Raw genomic sequence first — 17,076 nt, 5'->3', positions numbered from 1 at the left:
TCCCCTCCTCTTGGGCCAACCGGGCCACCGGGCCCCGTTGACCACACATCCCCCAGGGGCCTGGATCAGACCTCATGCGCCGGCCGACGCACCGGGCTCGACCGCGGAACCAAACCCGGTCCCCGGGTGAACCGGATCCCGAAGCGGGTCCCGGCCCGGCCCGGTGAGCACACCGGGCCGGACGGGGCCCCCACCACCAACCTCACCCACCACGACGGCGGAGCAGCTCGAAGCAGAGCACGGCGGCGGCGCTGGCGACGTTGAGCGATTCGACCCCGCCGCGCATCGGGATGCTGAGGCGCTGCGCGATGCGCGCGTCCACCTCCTCGGAGAGCCCGGCGGTCTCGCTGCCGAGCACGAAAGCGGCGCGCGGGCCGAACTCGGCCTCGAACAGGGTCTCCGGCCCGGAGGCCTCCAGCGCGTACAACGGGTAGCCGGCGTCGGTGAGCATCTCGGCCGCGTCCGAGGCGGTCGCGGCCCGCAGCACGGGAGCGTGGAAGGCGACTCCGGCGGAGGCCTTGATCACGAGCGGGTCGAGGCCGGCGACGCCGCGGTGCGGCACCACGATGCCGTCGATCCCGGCGGCCGTCGCGGTCCGCAGGATCATCCCGACGTTCGCGGGCGTGGTCAGCCCGTCCAGCAGCAGCACCTGCCGGGGCGCGGTGGCCGGATCGTCGAGGGCGTCCACGAGCGGCCGCATCTTGCGCGCGACGACGTCGGCGAGCACGCCCTGATCGTGCCGCCCGTTCCCGGCGAGGACCTTCACCCGGTGCGCGCTGGCCCGCTGCACCTTCACGGCCCGGTCGGCGGCGGCCTCCTTGATCTCGTTGATCGCCGGGCCGCCGAGCCCTTCCGCGATGATCACTTTGTCCACGCGCAAGTCCAGGTCGGACAGCGCCTCCAGGACCGGTTTCCGGCCGTAGACGGTGACGAACCGGTCTTTGGGAGAGGTAGTGCTGGTCACGGGTTCAGTGTCACACGCGCCGCGAGTCCTCCGGGGACCGCCCGGGCGCAGCGGGACCGGGCGACCCGGCCGGTGTGCCAGTATCGCGGACATGCCCGATCGCCTCTCCGCACTCGACGCCTCGTTCCTGTACCTCGAGGACCACACGACGCCGATGCACGTGGGTGGGGTGGCGGTGTTCCGCAAATCCCGCGCCGGCTTCGAGTACGACACGGTGCTCGCGATGATCGACCGGAAGCTCGCGCTGGTACCGCGCTACCGGCAGAAGGTTCGCCAGCTCCCGGGGAAGCTGGCGCGGCCGGTGTGGGTGGACGACCAGGACTTCGACATCACCTACCACGTGCGCCGCTCGGCGCTGCCGAAACCGGGCAACGACGAGCAGCTGCACGACCTGGTGGCCCGGCTGATGTCGCGCAAGCTCGACCCGAACCGGCCGCTGTGGGAGCTGTACCTCGTGGAGGGGTTGTCCCGCGGCCGGGTCGCGGTGATCACGAAGACGCACCAGGCGATGATCGACGGCGGGGGCGCCATCGACATCGGTCAGGTGATCTTCGACGAGGCGGTGGACGCGGCGGATCTGGAGGCGGAGGACCTCTGGATGCCGCGTCCGGAACCGAGCCCCGGGCAGCTCGTGCTGGAGGCCGTGACGGAAGCCGTGGCCCGTCCGGGTGAGGTGGTGGAGAACGTCCGCTCCGCGGTGGCCGACGCGACGGCGACCGTGCGGAAGCTGACCGGCGCCCTCGGCGGCCTGGCCTCGGCGCTGCGGGCGGCAGCGGTCCCCGCCCCGGGCGGGCCGCTGAACGCGCCGACGTCCACCCAGCGCCGCTTCGCGGTGGCGAGGGCCCGCCTCGACGACTTCCGGTCGATCAGGCAAGCCCACGGCGGCACCGTGAACGACGTGGTGCTGGCCGTGCTGGCGGGCGCGCTGCGGAGCTGGCTGCTCTCCCGCGGTGAGGTGGTGTCCGGTTCGACGACGCTGCGCGCGATGGTGCCGGTCTCGGTGCGCGGGGCGGACGCCGACGAGGTCACCGCGCCCGCGGGCAACCGGGTCGCGGGCTACCTGGTCGACCTGCCGGTCGGGGAGCCGAGCCCGGTGCTGCGGCTGCAGCACATCAGCCACGCCCTGCGGGCGCACGCCGAGTCGGGCCAGTCCGTCGCGGCGGAGGCGCTCGTGGGACTGTCGGGCTTCGCACCTCCGACGCTGCACGCGCTGGGGGCGCGGGTCGCGAACGAGTTCTCGGACCGGCTGTTCAACGTGCTGGTGACCAACGTGCCCGGCCCGCAGGTCCCGCTGCACGCGGCGGGCGCGAAGATGACGGAGATGTTCCCGGTGGTGCCGCTGGCGAAGAACCAGTCGCTGGCGATCGGGGTGACCTCCTACGACGGAGGGGTGCACTTCGGCCTGAACGGGGACCGGGATGCCATGGCCGACGTGGACGTGCTCGCGGCCATGATCGGGGAGTCGGTGGAAGAGATGATCGGGACGGTCGACGGATGAGGGTTTACCTGCCCGCCACGGTGCGCATGTTGCGCGGCCTGGTGGAGGACGAGCAGCTGCAGCCGCTCAGCGGCACCGGTTTCGCGCTGACCCCCGCGCTGCGGGAGTCCTACGCCGCGGGGGACACCGAGGAGCTGGAGTACGCCGCGATGCGGGAGGCGGCCCGCGCCTCGCTGCGGCTCATCGCGAGCGAGCGAGCGGAGGACGAGAAGGCGGACCTGCGCCGCGTGGTCATCTCCGCCGACGTCGCGGAACCGACGCTGCGCCCGGACCTGGACCACGCGGTGGTGCGGCTGTCCGGGCCGGTGCCGTGGAAGAAGGTCGCGGCGGTGCACATGGACTCGCCGGACGCGGAGGACGCGGTCCGCGCGGCCGCCGAGGTGATCGACTCGGCTGATCTCGGCGATCCGGACGCGGAGTTCGTGCAGGGCGAGGCCGAGGACCACGAGCTGTCCTGGTACGCACCGCAGGAGGTCCCGTTCCTGCTGGAACTGATGTGACCGGACGGCCGGGGCGCACCGCGCGCCCCGGCCGACCCCGGATCAGCCGGGAGGCTGCGGCAGCCCCGGCATGGTGAACTCGCGCACCTGCGAGGGGTCGGGCGCGGCCACCGAGACCGGCTCGCCCCACCCGGAGTAGGAGAGCGTGGTGGTGGACTCGCCGATCCGCTGGCCCGAGATGGTCATCGGGGGCGTGATCTGCTCGACCTTCACCGGCCGCCCCTCCTCGTCGACCCACACGGTCTGGGTGAGCTCGGTGATGCCGCCCCGCAGCAGCATCTCGTAGCTCTGCTTGACGATGCCCTCCTCCGCGGTGGCGATGACCTTGTTGACGTCGGTGACGACGTCGTAGCGGGTGGTCTCCTCGCCGTTGACGGTCTCGGTGCCGCCCGGGGTGAACCGGGAACCCTCCGGCAGCAGCTTGCGGAAGTCGCCCGCTTCGGACAGGGCCGCGGTCTGAGCACCGTTGACGGACGAGGCCGGGCTGTCCTCCGCGATTCGCGCCCACGGCTTGCCCGGCTCACCGCCGAGCGAGTTCAGCTGCGGGCTGTTGAGGTAGGTGTCCCCGTCGATCATGATCGTCTCGCCGGTGCTCCCGGTGCAGCTCATCGCTTCCCGGGCGGCGTCGACCTGGCAGTCGGACTGCATCCCGCCCGCCTCGCCGAGCGTGGCCGTCATGCTCAGCTTGTAGGACTTGTTCTCCTCCATCGCGGAGGAGGCGGCGGAGACCAGCCCGTCGAGGTCGCCGAAGACGCCGCCCTGGCTGGCGGAATCACCGGAACCCGACTCGGCGGAACCGCCCGGTGACTGGCCCAGCGCACAGCCCCCCAAGGTCGCGGTCAACGCGACGGTGCACACTGCGATGCTCGTGCGGCGCACGGAACTTCCTTCCCCTGGATCAGTGTCGGTCAGAGGAAGCTAGCAGCGCGGTTCACCCCGATGTGGGGCATTCGGGAAACCCGGCTCAGCGCGGTGGCCGGCCGCTGGGGAGCCTGCCGACCTCCTCGGCCGACGGGGCCTCGATCTCGACGGGGGCTCCCCAGTCCCGGTAGGTCGACGTGAGCGACACCTGCCCGGCCTGAGCGACCTGCTGGGTGGCGGCGAACCTCAGCGGCAGCCCGCGCTCGTCGAGCCACAGGTCGTAGCCGAGCTCGGCCTGCCCGGCGTCGGCGGCTCGCCGCATCCGGGACCGCTGCGGTTCGCCGGACGTCTCGGCCGCCGGGCCGGTGAGCACGCGCAGGCCGTAGCGGGTCGCGGGCACACCGTCCACCTCGTCCGGCACCACCGAATCGATCTTCGTCGCGCTTTCGACGCCGGTGAACGTGGCGCGCGGATCGGCCGCGTCCCGCACCTGGCCGAGGGCGGGTGCCAGCAGCCGCGCCGCGAAGTCGGTGCCGTCGGTGGCCAGCCGCAGCCACGGCCTGCCGGGCTCCGGGCGCAGCAGCGGGGACTTGAGGTAGCCGACGTCGTCGATCACGGCGAGCTCCACCGGCTGCGGAGCCCGCGCCGCCGCCGGCCGGGTGGTGCCGCGCAACGCCACGTCGGCGCGGCCCGGTTCGTACCGGACCTGCGCCTCCCCGGAGAGCTCCCCGACGAAGCCGAGGTCGCCGCGCACGCTGCTGCGCACGCTGCGCTGCTCGTCGATGCGCCGCAGCACATCGGTGAGCAGCGGCTCGGCGGAGGGGCGCGGGTCCGGTGCGGCGGCGGGCGCGGAGGGCTGCGGTCCGGGCGCGGGGGCGCAGGCGGCGAGCAGGCAGAGCAGTGCCGCCGCAACGATCGCGGTCGGGGAGGTGCGGGCGCGGACTCGGGGCATGGCGGGCTCCTCGTCGGCTGCTCGGGGAACGAGGTGGGGCGTCCGGAGCCGACGCTAGCAACGGCGTGCGGTGCGCACCGGCACCGATCGCGCCGACGAGGCCCCGGATGCCCCGGATGCCCGCTCGCCGGGGTGGAGTCCGCGACGCGCACCACCCGGGCGGGCGGTCAGTCGTCCCGGCCGGCCCTCGAACGCAGCAGCCTGCGCAGCGAGCGCAGCTGCTCCTCGCCGCCGCTCTCGGCCACGTAGGCGTCGAGGTGGCACTCGGGATCGTCCCCACCACCCAGGTGCCCGCAGTTCGACGGGCATTCCTCCGCCGCTTCCGCGAAACCGCTGAACGCCCTGATCAGGTCGTCGGCGGTGACGTGCGCGAGGCCGAAGGAGCGGATGCCCGGCGTGTCCACCACCCAGCCACCGCCGGGCAGCGCCAGCGCCACCGCCGAGGTCGAGGTGTGCCTGCCCTTGCCGACGCCGCTGACCTCGCCGGTGGCCCGCTCCGCGTGCGGCACCAGCGCGTTCACCAGCGTCGACTTGCCCACCCCGGAATGCCCCACCAGCGCGCACACCCGGCCCGTGAGCTGCTCCCGCAGCTCCTGGTGCAGCTCGCGCATGTGGGTGACCACGATCGGCAGCGGCAGCGCCGAGTAGGTCTCCAGCACCTCGTCCGGCGCGGCCAGGTCCGACTTGGTCAGGCACAGCACCGGGGTCAGCCCGCCCGCGTAGGCGGCGACCAGGCAGCGGTCGATGAGCCCGGTGCGCGGCGGCGGATCGGCCAGCGAGGCCACGATGACCAGGCGCTGCGCGTTCGCCACCACGATCCGCTCGTAGGGATCGGTGTCGTCGGCGGTGCGGCGCAGCACGCTGCTGCGCTCGGCGACCCGCACGATCCGGGCCAGCGTGTCCGGACGGCCCGAGGTGTCCCCGACCAGGTCCACCGAGTCACCCACGACGACCGGGGTGCGCCCGAGCTCGCGGGCGCGCATCGCGGTGACCAGGCGGTCCGGGTCGCCGTCGAGGGCGCAGGTCCAGCGGCCGCGATCGACGGCGACGACCATCGCCGCGGCGGCGCCGGCGTGCTCCGGGCGGAGCTTGCTGCGCGGCCGGGTACCGCGCCCGGGCCGCACCCGCACGTCGGACTCGTCGAGGTCGCGCCAGCCGCGGCGGCCCATCAGACCACCGGGCCCAGCATCGCCGACCACATGCCGGGGAAGTCGGGAATCGTCTTGCCGGTCGTGGTGATGTCCTCCACCTCGATCCCCGGCACGCGGAGCCCGAGGATGGCGCCCGCGGTCGCCATCCGGTGATCGGCGTAGGAGTGCCAGGTGCCGCCGTGCAGCGGGCGCGGGCGGATGAGCAGCCCGTCCTCGGTCTGCTCCACATCACCGCCGAGGCCGGTGATCTCCGCTTCCAGCGCGGCGAGCCGGTCCGTCTCGTGCCCGCGCAGGTGCGCGATGCCGCGCAGCCGCGAGGGCCCGGCGGCCAGCGCGGCCACCGCCGCCACGGTCGGCGCGAGCTCCCCGACGTCGTGCAGGTCGACGTCCACCCCGGCGAGCTCGGCGGGCCCGGTGGCGGTGAGACCGTTGCCGTCCAGCGCGACCCGGGCGCCCAGCTCGGCGAGGATGCCGCGGAACTCGTCGCCCGCCTGCGTCGTCGCGGCCGGCCAGCCCGGCACCACGACCTCGCCGGCGGTGACCGCCGCGGCCGCCAGGAACGGGGTGGCGTTGGACAGGTCCGGTTCGATCTCGAGGTCCAGCGCGCGGATCGGGCCGGGTGCCACCCGCCAGGTGTTCGGCCGCTCGTCGTCGACCTCCACCCCGGCGGCGCGCAGCATCGCCACGGTCATGTCGATGTGCGGCAGGGAGGGCACCGGCGGGCCGTCGTGCACCACGGTCACCCCCTGCTCGAACCGCGCCGCCGACAGCAGCAGCCCGGAGACGAACTGGGAGGAGGCGGAGGCGTCGATGGTGACCACCCCGCCCGCGAGCGCGCCGGTGCCGCGCAGCTCGAACGGCAGCGCGGTCCCGCTGATCTCCGCGCCGAGGTCGCGCAGGGCGTCGAGGACGGTGTCCAGCGGCCGCTTCCGCGCCTGCGGATCGCCGTCGAAGGAGACCGGGCCCTCGGCCAGCGCCGCGACCGGTGGCACGAACCGCATCACGGTGCCCGCCAGCCCGCAGTCCACGGTCGCCGGGGCGCGCAGCGCGGCTGGTTCCACCAGCCACTCGCCGTGCTCGCCGTCGCGGATCCCGGCGCCCAGCGAGCGCAGCGCGGCGGCCATCAGCTCGGTGTCGCGGCTGCGCAGCGGGGCACGCAGCACGGACGGGCCGTCGGCGAGCGCGGCGAGGACCAGGGCCCGGTTCGTCATCGACTTGGAGCCGGGGACGGGAACGGTGGCGCGGATCGGGCCCGCCGCGACCGGTGCTGGCCAGAGCTGAGTCATGCCCCCATGATCCCGCATTCGCCCCCGCTCAACCGGTCGGGGCCGGACGCGGTGGTTCGACGTCGTCGGTGGGTGCTGCCACGATGGTGTCCCGGTGCGGGGAAGGTCCCGGCCGGCCGGAGCGGCGGAGGTGACCAGGGCATGTGCGGCAGGTACGCCTCCACGAAGGACCCCGCGGCGCTGGCGGCGGAGTTCGCCGCCGCCGACACCACCGGCGGCGCGGCGGGCGGCCCCGACTACAACGTGGCCCCCACCCGGCAGGTGCCCGTCGTGGTGCAGCGGCATCCCCGCGACGCCGCGGGCGAACCCGATCCGAACCGCACCGAGCGGGGCCTGCGGCTGATGCGCTGGGGACTGGTGCCGAAGTGGGCTAAGGACCCCAAGATCGGCAATCGGATGATCAACGCGAAGGCGGAGACGGTGGCGGCCAAGCCCGCGTTCCGCGCCGCCGCGAAGTACCGCCGCTGCCTGCTGCCCGCCGACGGCTGGTTCGAGTGGCGGCGCGACGGCGACCGCAAGCAGCCCTACTTCATGACCTCCCCGGACGGCGCCAGCCTCGCGATGGCCGGGATCTGGGAGGTCTGGCGCGATCCGCGGGCCACCGCCGACGACCCGCCGCTGGTGACCTGCTCGGTCCTGACCACCGCCGCCGTCGGTGCGCTCACCGAGGTGCACGACCGGATGCCGCTGGTGCTGCCCGCCGAGCGCTGGGCGGACTGGCTCGACCCGGACCGCCACGAGGTCGAGGGGCTGCTCGGGCCCGCCCCGGAGCTCCTCGCCGGGCTGGAGCTGCGCCCGGTGTCACCGGCGGTGAACGACGTGCGCAACAACGGCCCCGAGCTGCTCGCCCGGCAGGACCCGGGGGAGGGGCCGGTAGCGTTGGACCGTGCTCGGAACGCGGGGTGAATGCTGATGTGCGGTCGCTACGCGGTGCGGCGCGATCCGGCGGCGCTGGCCGCCGAGTTCGGCGCCGCGGACCGCGCCGAGGGGCTGCTCGCGCCGGACTACAACGTCACGCCCACCAGGACGGTGCCGATCGTCGTCGAGCGCGCCACCGCCACCGGCACCGAGCGCAGCGTGCGACCGGTGCGCTGGGGACTCGTGCCCACCTGGGCGAAGGACACCACCAGCGGTCCACCGATGATCAACGCCCGGGCGGAGACGATCACCACCAAGCCCGCCTACGCCGAGTCCGCCGCCCGGCGGCGCTGCCTGATGCCCGCCACCGGCTGGTACGAGTGGAAGCCCGGTGACCGACGCAGGCAGCCGCACCTGTGCGCGCGCCGCGACGGTGCCAGCCTCGCGATGGCCGCGGTGTTCTCCGCCTGGTGGCCGCCCAGCAGCACCGCGCCGCCCCTGGTGACCTGCGCGGTCGTCACCATCGAGGCCGTCGGGGAGCTCGCGGGCGTGCACCACCGGATGCCGCTGGTGCTGCCGCGCGAGGCGTGGTCGGCGTGGCTGGACCCGGCGCGCACCGACGCGGGCGAGCTGCTCGCCCCCGATCCGGCGGTGCTGGACGAACTGGTGCTCAGCACCGTGTCCCCCGAGGTGAACACCATGCGCAACAACCATCCCGGGCTGCTCGACCCGGTGGATCCGCTGCCCGAGCCCGCCGAGCAAGGGGCGCTGTTCGACTCATGACCTGCGTCGAGGTCGACACCCCGCACGGCCCGGCCCGGGCCGAGCTGCACTGCGCGGAGGAGGGCCGGGCCGCGCTGCTGCTGGGCCACGGCGCGGGCGGCGGGATCGCCGCACCCGACCTGGTGGCCGCGACCCGCGCCGCGACCGAAGCCGGTGCGCACGTCGCCCTCGTCGAGCAGCCCTACCGGGTCGCGGGGCGCAGGGCCCCCGCCCCGGCGCGCCAGCTCGACGCGGCGTGGCTCGCCGTGGCCGACGATCTCGGCCAGCGCTGGTTCCCCGATCTCCCGCTGCTGTTCGGGGGCCGATCCTCCGGCGCGCGGGTGGCCTGCCGCACCGCCGAGGCGGGGGCCGCGGCCGGAGTGCTGTGCCTCGCGTTCCCGCTGCACCCGCCGGGCAAGCCGGAGAAGTCCCGGCTCGCCGAGCTCGACGCCGTCGACGCCCCGGTGCTCGTCGTGCAGGGCGAGCGGGACGCCTTCGGCCGGCCCGAGCCCGCGCACCGGCGGGAGGTCGTGCTGGTGCCGGGCGACCACGCGCTCAAGGCCGACGCGGACGCGGTGGCCCGCGCCGCGGGGGAATGGCTGACCAAGGTCCTGCGCCTGCTCGACCAGCCGCTGGACTGACTCCCCGGGCCGGGTCAGGCGGCGATCGCGGCGACCCGCGCGTCCAGCAGCAGCACCAGGTCGCCGGGGGCGAGCTCGATCTCCAGCCCGCGCCGCCCGGCGCTGCACAGGATGGTGGCGAACGTCTCGGCCGAGGAGTCCAGCACCACCGGCAGCCGCTTCTTCTGGCCCAGCGGGGAGATCCCGCCCGCCACGTAACCGGTCGCGCGCTCGGCGGCGCTCATCTCGGCCATCTTCGCCTTCTTGCCCCCGAGGGCCGCGGCGAGCGCCTTGAGGTCGAGCTGCCCGGTGACCGGCACGACGCCCACCGCGAGCGCCCCGTCGACGTCGGCGACCAGCGTCTTGAACACCTGCTCCGCCGGTCGGCCCAGGGCCTCGGCGGCCTCCAGGCCGTAGGACTCCGCGCGGGGGTCGTGCTCGTACGCGTGCACCTGGTGGGTGATGCGCCGCCGCGCCAGCAGCGCGGTCGCCGGGGTGCCTCTGCCTGCCATGCGTCGACCTTAGAACGGGGAATACGCGCGGTCGTGATCGCGTTGGACCGGCCGTGACGGAGTTGACGAACACATGCGTACTCGAACGGCAGCGGGACCTGCCTGAGCGCTCCAACGCAGGTGAGCGGGGCCTCGGCCGGGTATCCTCCAAGTGGGTCCATGCGCAGGACGGCATGGGTTCGTCGCCAGCAGCCTCCTCTTCCTGGCGGCGGGAAAGGAACCCGGTGGCCAACACCCCGGATCAACCCGGCACGGCAGGCGTGGCCGCCGTGACGGACCAGGTCGAGGAGACCGAGCAGCAGCGGGTCGCCCGGTTCGAGCGGGACGCCATGCCACTGCTGGACCAGCTCTACGGCGCGGCGCTGCGGATGACCCGCAACGCGCCCGACGCCGAGGACCTCGTGCAGGAGACGTACCTGAAGGCCTACTCGGCGTTCAAGTCGTTCAAGCAGGGCACGAACCTCAAGGCGTGGCTGTACCGGATCCTCACCAACACCTACATCAACGGTTACCGCAAGCGGCAGCGCCAGCCGCAGCAGCAGCCCACGGACGAGATCGCCGACTGGCAGCTCGCGCAGGCGGAGAACCACACCTCCACCGGGCTGCGCTCCGCCGAGGTCGAAGCCCTGGACCGGCTGCCCGACTCGGACGTGAAGAACGCGCTGCAGCAGCTGGCCGAGGAGTTCCGCATGGTCGTCTACCTGGCCGATGTGGAGGGGTTCGCCTACAAGGAGATCGCCGAGATCATGGGCACCCCCATCGGTACGGTGATGTCGCGGCTGCACCGCGGCCGCAGGCAGCTGCGCGACATGCTGACCGACGTGGCGCGCGACCGCGGTTTCCTCAGGGAGAAAAAGCAGGAGGTGAGCACCTCGTGACGTGTGGAGGACATGACGAGGCGTCCTGCGAGGACGTGCTCGCCGAAGTGTGGCTGTTCCTGGACAACGAGTGCAACAAGGCGCGACGCGAGGCGCTGCAGGAGCACCTGGACGAGTGCGGGAGCTGCCTGGAGCACTACGGGCTCGAGGAACACCTCAAGGAGCTGCTGCACCGCAAGTGCGGTGGGGAGCACGCACCGTCGGACCTGAGGGAGCGGCTGCGCAGCTCGATTCGCGAGACGGTGCTGCGGCAGGCCGACGTGACGATCGAGCGCGGGCCCGAGGGCACCTCGGTCGAGGTGCGGGCCAAGAAGCGGACTTCCTCGCCCGACTAGCTCCGCCGAACGCGAAAGAGCCCCGGACCGATGTCAGGTCCGGGGCTCTTCCACGCGCTGCGGCGCCGTCACGTCAGCTGCCGTTGGGGCGCTTGCCGTGGTTGGCCTTGTTCTTGCGCCGGTCCTTCTTCTTGCGGGAACGCTTTCCCATGACCCCTCCCTCACGTCGCCCCACCGCTCCGGCCGGGCCGGGGGCGGGGATTCTGGTCTCTCGCAGAGATCTGGCTGCCTAGTTTCGCACGTGCGCCACCTGCCGCCGTGGGGTGGCCCGGGCCGTGGTTTCCTTGGTGGACGGACCCGCACCGGGCCCGTCGCGAAGCGGAGATCGTGGCCGAGGAGATCCGCGCCGAGGTGGTGGCCGACGTCACGGGCGTCGCGGTGTCCGCGCGCGTCGGCGACGTCGTGCGGGAAGGTGACCTCGTCGCGGTCGTCGGATCCCGAGCGAAGGAGCGCCTTGTCGACGCTGAGTGACCTGCTGGCCGAGCACACCGGTCTGTCCGGAGCCGCCGCCGACCACCTGCAACTGGTCGTCGCGGAGTGGCAGCTGCTGTCGGACCTGTCGTTCGCCGACTTCCTGCTGTGGGTGCCGATCGGGCCGGACGGCGAGCCGCACGACCGCTTCCTGTGCGTGGCGCAGGCCAGACCGACGACGGCGCCGACCGCGCACCCCGAGGACGTGGTCTCCACCGAGGTCACCCCGGGGGAGCACCCGCAGCTGCGCCGGGCCGCGCTGGAGGGGCGGATCTGCCGGGAGGAGGACCCGCGCTGGCACCTGGGCGTGCCGGTGCGGCGCGAGACGATTCCGGTGAAGCTGGACGGGGAGATCGTCGCGGTGCTGAGCCGGGACACGAACCTCGCGGTGCCGCGGGTGCCGAGCCCGCTGGAGATCTCCTACCTGGGCAGTGCGGCCGACCTCTGCCAGATGATCGCCGATGGAACCTTCCCGACCCCGGAACCGGCGCCGGACGTGCACACGAGTCCGCGCGTCGGCGACGGCCTGATCCGGGTCGACGCCTCCGGGACCGTGGTGTTCGCCAGTCCGAACGCCCTGTCGGCCTATCACCGGATGGGACACGCCGCCGACCTGGTCGGGGTGCAGCTGGCGCCGTTGACCCGGTCGCTGCTGTCGGATCCGTTCGACGCGGACGAGGTCGCGCAGCGGGTGCGGCGCGCGGTCTCCGGCGAGCCGAGCATGCGGATGGAGGCCGAGGCGCGCGGCGCGACCGTGCTGTTCCGGGCGCTGCCGCTGCAACCGCGCGGGCAGGTCGCGGGCGCGCTGGTGCTGGTGCGCGACGTCACCGAGGTCAAGCGCCGGGACCGGGCGCTGATGTCGAAGGACGCCACGATCCGCGAGATCCACCACCGGGTGAAGAACAACCTGCAGACCGTCGCGGCCCTGCTGCGCCTCCAGTCGCGACGCACCGGGAATTCGGAGGCCAGGCTGGCGCTGGACGAGTCCGTGCGCCGGGTCACGTCGATCGCGCTGGTGCACGAAACGCTGTCGATGTCGGTGGACGAGCGCGTCGACCTGGACGACGTCGTGGACCGGGTGATCCCGGTGATGAGCGACGTCGCGGTCGCCGAGACCGGGGTGAAGGTCAGCAGGCAGGGCCGGTTCGGGGTCGTGTCCGCCGAACTGGCGACACCGCTGGTGATGGTGCTGACCGAGCTGGTGCAGAACGCCTTCGAGCACGCCTTCCCGGAGGGGACCGGCGGCGAGGTGGTGGTGCAGGCGGAGCGTTCGGCGCGCTGGCTCGACGTCGTCATCTCGGATGACGGTCAAGGCCTGCCGAAGGGTTTCTCCCTCGAGCGCGCCGAACGTCTCGGCCTGCAGATCGTGCGAACCCTCGTCGAATCGGAGCTGCGGGGTTCGTTGAGCTTGCGCGGTCGGGGCCGGCAGCGCGGTACGGAAGCCGTGTTGCGCGTTCCGCTGAAGTACCGCCGCTGAAGCCCTGGCGCCGCAAGCGCGTCGATCAGATCGGCGGGCCTTGCGGGGTGCCCGCCTCGGGGGTCGGTCCACTCACCGGGCGCGCCTCGGGTGGGCCGCCTGGTGAGATCGACGCTGGTCGACCCCTGTTTCTCATCGGGGATGTGCTGTTGTTCGACGACCGCCGTGTCGGGTCGCCCGGGGGGTGAGCGAGGGGTCGGCCGGATGCCCTTCGGCCGACCCACTACGCTGACAGCAGGTCAGGTGCTCAGGCGTTGGTGCGAGCCACCCGAGTGCGCGAGCTGCGACGCTTGAGGGCACGCCGCTCGTCCTCGCTCATGCCGCCCCAGACACCGGCGTCCTGGCCGCTCTCCAGTGCCCACGCCAGGCACTCGGAGGCAACGGGGCAACGCCGGCACACGGCTTTCGCCTCGGCGATCTGCAGCAGCGCAGGACCACTGTTCCCGACGGGGAAGAACAGCTCCGGGTCCTCGTCACGGCAAACCGCATCGTGGCGCCAGTCCATGATTACTTTGCTCCTCGCTAGGCGCGCGCACGGCGCGCCGGTAGTTCGTTCGGGGTGTTTGTGAATGCTTTCACGGAGTCCGTGTGCTTGTGAATGCTTTCACGAACTGCCGTGATGTCAAGAGTTCGATCTGACCGCGTGAGCCAACTCACCTGAAAGATCGACAGCTCTTGACCTGGGGTTTCGAATGATCGCTGGTCACGTGCGGGGCCGTCGATCAGCGACCGGGCTCCGTTACGAGAAGGTTATACAGCGACCCGCAGGGCGTCCGGCACCGAGACGAACTCGATCACCGAGCGCTCACCGAGGTTGTCGCCGTCGACCTGGAGGCGCAACGGCTCCTGACAGGCTACGTGGATCCGGCCGACATCGGCACGCCGAAGCGCGTTTCTTCCGTGTGGTTTCGCACTGCCGCGGAGCATCTGCGCGATGTAGCGCAACACGGCGTAAGCGTTCATGTCGCGCAGCGAGAACACGCCCAGCCCGGTGTCGAACGTGGTCCCCGGGTTCATCCGCATCGGCCGCGAACCCAGGTAGGTCCACGGGTCCGTGTTCGCCACGAACGCGGTGTGCAGGCCGGTGACCGGCGGCTCGTCGTCCACCCGGACGGTGATCTGCGGAGCCCGCCGCGAAACGCGGAAGTAGCAGCTCAGCGCGGTGCGGGCGTACAGCGCGGGGGTGACCTCGCGGCCCCGGCCGCGCAACCGGTCCACCTCGGCGACCACGTCCGCGTCCCAGCCGACGCCCGCGTTGAAGGTGAACCACCGGTCGTTGGCCCGGCCCAGCCCGACCAGCCTGCTGGTGTCGGCCGCGATGGCCAGCAGCAACCGGTGGGTGGCCTCCACCGGGTCCTTCGGCAGGCCCAGCGCCCGGGCGAACACGTTCGCCGAACCCCCCGGCACCACCCCGAGCAGCGGTGCGCGTCCCCCGGACGGCGGCTGCCCGGGTGTCGCATCGGTGAGCATCCCGTTGACGACCTCGTTGACCGTGCCGTCGCCGCCGTGCGCGATGACCAGGTCCACGCCCTCGGCCACCGCCGCGCGGGCGATCTCGGCGGCGTGTCCCCGGTAGCGGGTCGGCGCGACCTCCAGCTTCACCACGTCGCTCAGGGCGTGGGCCAGCACGTCCCGCGTGGCCGCGGTGGTCGAGGTCGCCTGCGGATTGGCGATGAGCACGGCGCGCACGACCTGCAGCTTAGGGGAGACGTCTCCGCCCGTTCGCAGGGTGCGGGTCGACGGTCAGCTGAGCGGCGGTCTCCTCTCCCGGTCGGTGGCGCGGGAGGAGCGGGGACGCAGCGGTCCCCGTCGACTGGCACCGGCGGCGGGCTGAGGCACCGCGCGGGCGGCGCGTCGCGCTGCCGCCCCGCATCGTGGTGCGCCCGTCCAGGCACGGTCGTCGACCTGCGGCACCGGTCCCGCGGTGGCGCGCAACCCCGGAGCGCGCCCGTGCGAGGAGCCGGTCGGAGCGGAACGCGGAACCGATCGGTGGGACACCCCGTAGCCCACGACCGCCGCATCCGCCATGGCACGATCTTCGCGCCCGCGCCCGGCCCGAGCCATGCGGCGTTCGGGCGGTATTACCCTGGCAAGCGCACACGCAGAGTCACGACCGGTGGTGGCGGGGGCAGCGCCGCTCGCCGGGCCGGGTGTGACCTGTGCCGCAGCAGTCCCGAGTTCGAAAGGCGATGCCGCCGTGCCGCCCTCCGCTCCTCCGCGCACCGTGCGCGTCGCCGCCGTGCTGACCATCGCCGAAGCGGTGGCCGGCCTCGCCTTCGTCGCCGCCCTGCTGGTGCGCACGACGGCGCCCGACCTGGGCGGGGTGAACACGCTGGACCGCACCGACACCTTCGCGGAGGCCGGTTACTTCGGCCTCGTCTCGCTGGCGGTGCTGGCCGCGGGGATCGGCATGTGGCGCGGCAGGCACTGGGCGCGCACGCCGGCGCTGCTGCTGCAGCTGATCCTGATCGGGATCGCCTGGTACGCGATCGGCCCCTCGGGGCAGCCGCTGTTCGGCTTCGCGGTCGGCGTCCCGGCGGTCGTGGTGCTGTGGCTGATGTTCGGCAAGCAGGGCCGCGAGTGGTCCCTCTACGGCCGGGACGGCATCGGCTCCGGCGGGGCCTGAGCGCTTCGGCCCCGTCCTCGCGCGGAACGCGGGCCGTGCCGCGCGGCCGGGCGACAGCGGCCGCGCGGGCGGCGCTGAGATGCGCTGAGCGGACCCGGACGCCTCGGCGGCACGCGAACATCCCCGGAGACGCCCCCGGGGCGGCAGCGGGCGGCTGGTGGCCCGATCAGCTCCCGAAGGAGCGCAGCGCCTCACCGGTGAGCCGGTGCACCGTCCACTCGTCCATGGCGCGGGCCCCGACGGACTCGTAGAACCGGATCGCGGGCTCGTTCCAGTCCAGCACCCACCACTCCAGCCGGGCGTAGCCGCGCGCCACGCACTCCCGCGCCAGCGTCCGCAGCAGCGCCTTGCCGAGACCCGAGCCGCGGTGCTCCGGGAGCACGAACAGGTCCTCCAGGTAGATCCCGTGGCTGCCGTGCCAGGTGGAGAAGTTCAGGAACCACAGGGTGAAGCCCACCACCTCGCCGCCCACCTCGGCCACGTGCCCGAACAGGGCGGGGGAGTCGCCGAACAGGGCGCGGTGCAGGGCCTCCTCGGTGAGGTGGCACTCGTCGGGGGCCTTCTCGTACTCCGCCAGGGCGTGCACGAGCCGCACCACGGCGGGGACGTCGGGCTCGGCCACCGGGCGGATGACGTGCTGGGACAAGGGGCGGGTCCTCCGGATCAGCCCGCGGTCGCGGGCACGTTCGAGCGGTGCAGCTGCGGGACCCCGCGCTCGTGGCCGAGCACGGTGATCCCGGCGGGATCGAGGGCGAAGCGGACGCCCTCGGTGACGGGCAGGCCGAGCCAGCGGGCGATCAGGGCGCGGCTGAAGTGGCCGTGCCCGGTCAGCAGCACGTCCCCGCGGCTCAGCTCCCCGGCGAGGCGGGCCAGCAGCGCGTCGGCGCGCCCGGTGACCTCCGCCGCGGATTCGCCGCCGGGGACGGGGTGGGTCCACACCGTCCACTCCGGCACGTCCTCGCGGATCTCCGGGGTGGTGCGGCCCTCGTAGTCGCCGTAGTCCCACTCGGCGAGCAGCGGCTCGACCCCGGCGGGGTGTCCCGCGAGCTCCGCCGTCCGCCGGGCGCGGGCGCGAGGGCTGGCCAGCGCGGTGATCGGACCGTCGCCGCGCAGCGAGGCGAGGGCGCGGCCCGCCGCGACGGCGAGCTGCTCGCCGCGCGCGGTGAGCGGGATGTCGGTGCGGCCGGTGTGCCTGCCGCTGCTGGACCACTCGGTTTCCCCGTGGCGCAGCAGGAAGATCTCGTGTCGTCCGGATTCCCCCACGCGAGGAGTCTAGGCGCCGGTCCGCGGCCGCCGCAGGTGCCGGGTCCGGACGTGCGAACGGC

Annotated in this window: 21 protein-coding genes; 10 read left to right on the top strand and 11 right to left on the bottom strand. The window is 73.4% G+C overall.

The window, feature by feature from the left end:
• Positions 1-202: 202 nt before the first annotated feature.
• Entirely contained in the window at positions 203-964 is a 762-nt protein-coding gene (locus tag ACL03H_RS23140; protein ID WP_412813413.1) for a TrmH family RNA methyltransferase, read from the bottom strand.
• Positions 965-1,055: 91 nt separating this feature from the next.
• Here ACL03H_RS23140 and ACL03H_RS23135 point away from each other — a divergent pair, with 91 nt between their 5' ends.
• Both ACL03H_RS23135 and ACL03H_RS23130 read left to right on the top strand, forming a co-directional pair.
• Positions 1,056-2,462: a WS/DGAT/MGAT family O-acyltransferase gene (locus ACL03H_RS23135; protein ID WP_412813412.1), complete on the top strand. Its 1,407-nt coding sequence runs from the start codon at positions 1,056-1,058 to the stop codon at positions 2,460-2,462.
• The gene (locus ACL03H_RS23130) at positions 2,459-2,962 is read left to right on the top strand and encodes a DUF6912 family protein (RefSeq protein WP_412813411.1); all 504 of its coding nucleotides are present in this window, start codon (positions 2,459-2,461) and stop codon (positions 2,960-2,962) included. Before ACL03H_RS23135 ends, ACL03H_RS23130 begins: the two co-directional genes overlap by 4 nt.
• A gap of 42 nt (positions 2,963-3,004) precedes the next feature.
• Here the strand turns inward: ACL03H_RS23130 and ACL03H_RS23125 are convergent, their stop codons facing one another.
• From ACL03H_RS23125 to aroA, 4 genes are all read right to left on the bottom strand, one after another.
• The gene (locus ACL03H_RS23125; protein ID WP_412813410.1) at positions 3,005-3,841 is read right to left on the bottom strand and encodes a LolA-like protein; all 837 of its coding nucleotides are present in this window, start codon (positions 3,839-3,841) and stop codon (positions 3,005-3,007) included.
• Between the two features lie 85 nt (positions 3,842-3,926).
• A complete protein-coding gene (locus tag ACL03H_RS23120) occupies positions 3,927-4,775 on the bottom strand; it encodes a hypothetical protein (RefSeq protein ID WP_412813409.1) in 849 nt (282 codons plus the stop codon).
• A gap of 167 nt (positions 4,776-4,942) precedes the next feature.
• Positions 4,943-5,944 (bottom strand): ribosome small subunit-dependent GTPase A, encoded by a 1,002-nt coding sequence (rsgA, locus tag ACL03H_RS23115; RefSeq protein WP_412813408.1) that lies wholly within the window; start codon positions 5,942-5,944, stop codon positions 4,943-4,945.
• Positions 5,944-7,212, bottom strand: coding sequence for a 3-phosphoshikimate 1-carboxyvinyltransferase (gene aroA, locus ACL03H_RS23110; protein ID WP_412813407.1), 1,269 nt, complete (start codon positions 7,210-7,212; stop codon positions 5,944-5,946). Before aroA ends, rsgA begins: the two co-directional genes overlap by 1 nt.
• A 141-nt stretch (positions 7,213-7,353) precedes the next feature.
• Here aroA and ACL03H_RS23105 point away from each other — a divergent pair, with 141 nt between their 5' ends.
• From ACL03H_RS23105 to ACL03H_RS23095, 3 genes are read left to right on the top strand one after another with little or no spacing between them, the layout of a single operon-like run.
• On the top strand, positions 7,354-8,118 hold the full coding sequence (locus tag ACL03H_RS23105) for an SOS response-associated peptidase (RefSeq protein ID WP_412813406.1): 765 nt from the start codon (positions 7,354-7,356) through the stop codon (positions 8,116-8,118).
• A 6-nt stretch (positions 8,119-8,124) separates the two neighbouring features.
• A complete protein-coding gene (locus ACL03H_RS23100) occupies positions 8,125-8,853 on the top strand; it encodes an SOS response-associated peptidase (protein WP_412813405.1) in 729 nt (242 codons plus the stop codon).
• A complete protein-coding gene (locus ACL03H_RS23095; RefSeq protein WP_412813404.1) occupies positions 8,850-9,473 on the top strand; it encodes an alpha/beta hydrolase family protein in 624 nt (207 codons plus the stop codon). The genes ACL03H_RS23100 and ACL03H_RS23095 overlap by 4 nt, the downstream gene beginning before the upstream one ends.
• 14 nt (positions 9,474-9,487) lie before the next feature.
• Here ACL03H_RS23095 and ybaK read toward each other — a convergent pair whose 3' ends face one another.
• Positions 9,488-9,964: a Cys-tRNA(Pro) deacylase gene (ybaK, locus tag ACL03H_RS23090; protein ID WP_412813403.1), complete on the bottom strand. Its 477-nt coding sequence runs from the start codon at positions 9,962-9,964 to the stop codon at positions 9,488-9,490.
• 173 nt (positions 9,965-10,137) lie between these two features.
• On the opposite strand from ybaK, the gene ACL03H_RS23085 reads away from it, so the two are divergent.
• Together ACL03H_RS23085 and rsrA are read left to right on the top strand one after the other, a co-directional pair.
• Complete coding sequence (locus tag ACL03H_RS23085; RefSeq protein ID WP_412813402.1) at positions 10,138-10,842, top strand: sigma-70 family RNA polymerase sigma factor; 705 nt, start codon at positions 10,138-10,140, stop codon at positions 10,840-10,842.
• Entirely contained in the window at positions 10,839-11,177 is a 339-nt protein-coding gene (rsrA, locus tag ACL03H_RS23080; protein ID WP_412813401.1) for a mycothiol system anti-sigma-R factor, read from the top strand. The genes ACL03H_RS23085 and rsrA overlap by 4 nt, the downstream gene beginning before the upstream one ends.
• 73 nt (positions 11,178-11,250) lie before the next feature.
• Here the strand turns inward: rsrA and ACL03H_RS23075 are convergent, their stop codons facing one another.
• Positions 11,251-11,328, bottom strand: a complete 78-nt coding sequence (locus ACL03H_RS23075) for a 50S ribosomal protein bL37 (RefSeq protein WP_373690061.1) — start codon at positions 11,326-11,328, stop codon at positions 11,251-11,253.
• 176 nt (positions 11,329-11,504) lie between these two features.
• On the opposite strand from ACL03H_RS23075, the gene ACL03H_RS23070 reads away from it, so the two are divergent.
• Together ACL03H_RS23070 and ACL03H_RS23065 are read left to right on the top strand one after the other, a co-directional pair.
• Positions 11,505-11,648: a hypothetical protein gene (locus tag ACL03H_RS23070; RefSeq protein WP_412813400.1), complete on the top strand. Its 144-nt coding sequence runs from the start codon at positions 11,505-11,507 to the stop codon at positions 11,646-11,648.
• Positions 11,632-13,125 carry a histidine kinase N-terminal domain-containing protein gene (locus tag ACL03H_RS23065; RefSeq protein ID WP_412813399.1) on the top strand — a complete coding sequence of 498 codons (1,494 nt, stop codon included), beginning with the start codon at positions 11,632-11,634 and terminating at the stop codon, positions 13,123-13,125. The genes ACL03H_RS23070 and ACL03H_RS23065 overlap by 17 nt, the downstream gene beginning before the upstream one ends.
• 247 nt (positions 13,126-13,372) lie before the next feature.
• On the opposite strand, the gene ACL03H_RS23060 is transcribed toward ACL03H_RS23065, so the two are convergent.
• Together ACL03H_RS23060 and ACL03H_RS23055 are read right to left on the bottom strand one after the other, a co-directional pair.
• Positions 13,373-13,630 (bottom strand): WhiB family transcriptional regulator, encoded by a 258-nt coding sequence (locus tag ACL03H_RS23060; protein ID WP_184482254.1) that lies wholly within the window; start codon positions 13,628-13,630, stop codon positions 13,373-13,375.
• Positions 13,631-13,875: 245 nt separating this feature from the next.
• Positions 13,876-14,814: a diacylglycerol/lipid kinase family protein gene (locus tag ACL03H_RS23055; RefSeq protein WP_412813398.1), complete on the bottom strand. Its 939-nt coding sequence runs from the start codon at positions 14,812-14,814 to the stop codon at positions 13,876-13,878.
• A 508-nt stretch (positions 14,815-15,322) separates the two neighbouring features.
• Between ACL03H_RS23055 and ACL03H_RS23050 the strand changes: the two genes are divergently transcribed.
• Positions 15,323-15,751, top strand: a complete 429-nt coding sequence (locus ACL03H_RS23050; RefSeq protein ID WP_412813397.1) for a hypothetical protein — start codon at positions 15,323-15,325, stop codon at positions 15,749-15,751.
• Positions 15,752-15,917: 166 nt separating this feature from the next.
• Here the strand turns inward: ACL03H_RS23050 and ACL03H_RS23045 are convergent, their stop codons facing one another.
• Both ACL03H_RS23045 and ACL03H_RS23040 read right to left on the bottom strand, forming a co-directional pair.
• The gene (locus ACL03H_RS23045; protein ID WP_412813396.1) at positions 15,918-16,397 is read right to left on the bottom strand and encodes a GNAT family N-acetyltransferase; all 480 of its coding nucleotides are present in this window, start codon (positions 16,395-16,397) and stop codon (positions 15,918-15,920) included.
• A gap of 17 nt (positions 16,398-16,414) precedes the next feature.
• Complete coding sequence (locus ACL03H_RS23040) at positions 16,415-17,014, bottom strand: acid phosphatase (protein WP_412813395.1); 600 nt, start codon at positions 17,012-17,014, stop codon at positions 16,415-16,417.
• Positions 17,015-17,076: the final 62 nt, after the last annotated feature.

It is taken from the genome of Saccharopolyspora antibiotica (genome assembly GCF_047200635.1).
Taxonomy (GTDB): Bacteria; Actinomycetota; Actinomycetes; order Mycobacteriales; family Pseudonocardiaceae; genus Saccharopolyspora_C.
Note: the sequence above shows the minus strand (reverse complement) of the source record. Positions and strands in the feature narration are given on the sequence as shown.

Coding starts and splice junctions, on each gene's coding strand:
- ACL03H_RS23135 (WP_412813412.1), top strand. CDS start 1,056: ATGCCCGATCGCCTCTCCGCACTCGACGCCTCGTTCCTGTACCTCGAG.
- ACL03H_RS23075 (WP_373690061.1), bottom strand. CDS start 11,328: ATGGGAAAGCGTTCCCGCAAGAAGAAGGACCGGCGCAAGAACAAGGCC.
- aroA (WP_412813407.1), bottom strand. CDS start 7,212: ATGACTCAGCTCTGGCCAGCACCGGTCGCGGCGGGCCCGATCCGCGCC.
- ACL03H_RS23120 (WP_412813409.1), bottom strand. CDS start 4,775: ATGCCCCGAGTCCGCGCCCGCACCTCCCCGACCGCGATCGTTGCGGCG.
- ybaK (WP_412813403.1), bottom strand. CDS start 9,964: ATGGCAGGCAGAGGCACCCCGGCGACCGCGCTGCTGGCGCGGCGGCGC.
- ACL03H_RS23105 (WP_412813406.1), top strand. CDS start 7,354: ATGTGCGGCAGGTACGCCTCCACGAAGGACCCCGCGGCGCTGGCGGCG.
- ACL03H_RS23095 (WP_412813404.1), top strand. CDS start 8,850: ATGACCTGCGTCGAGGTCGACACCCCGCACGGCCCGGCCCGGGCCGAG.
- ACL03H_RS23100 (WP_412813405.1), top strand. CDS start 8,125: ATGTGCGGTCGCTACGCGGTGCGGCGCGATCCGGCGGCGCTGGCCGCC.
- ACL03H_RS23085 (WP_412813402.1), top strand. CDS start 10,138: ATGGGTTCGTCGCCAGCAGCCTCCTCTTCCTGGCGGCGGGAAAGGAAC.
- ACL03H_RS23130 (WP_412813411.1), top strand. CDS start 2,459: ATGAGGGTTTACCTGCCCGCCACGGTGCGCATGTTGCGCGGCCTGGTG.
- ACL03H_RS23060 (WP_184482254.1), bottom strand. CDS start 13,630: ATGGACTGGCGCCACGATGCGGTTTGCCGTGACGAGGACCCGGAGCTG.
- rsgA (WP_412813408.1), bottom strand. CDS start 5,944: ATGGGCCGCCGCGGCTGGCGCGACCTCGACGAGTCCGACGTGCGGGTG.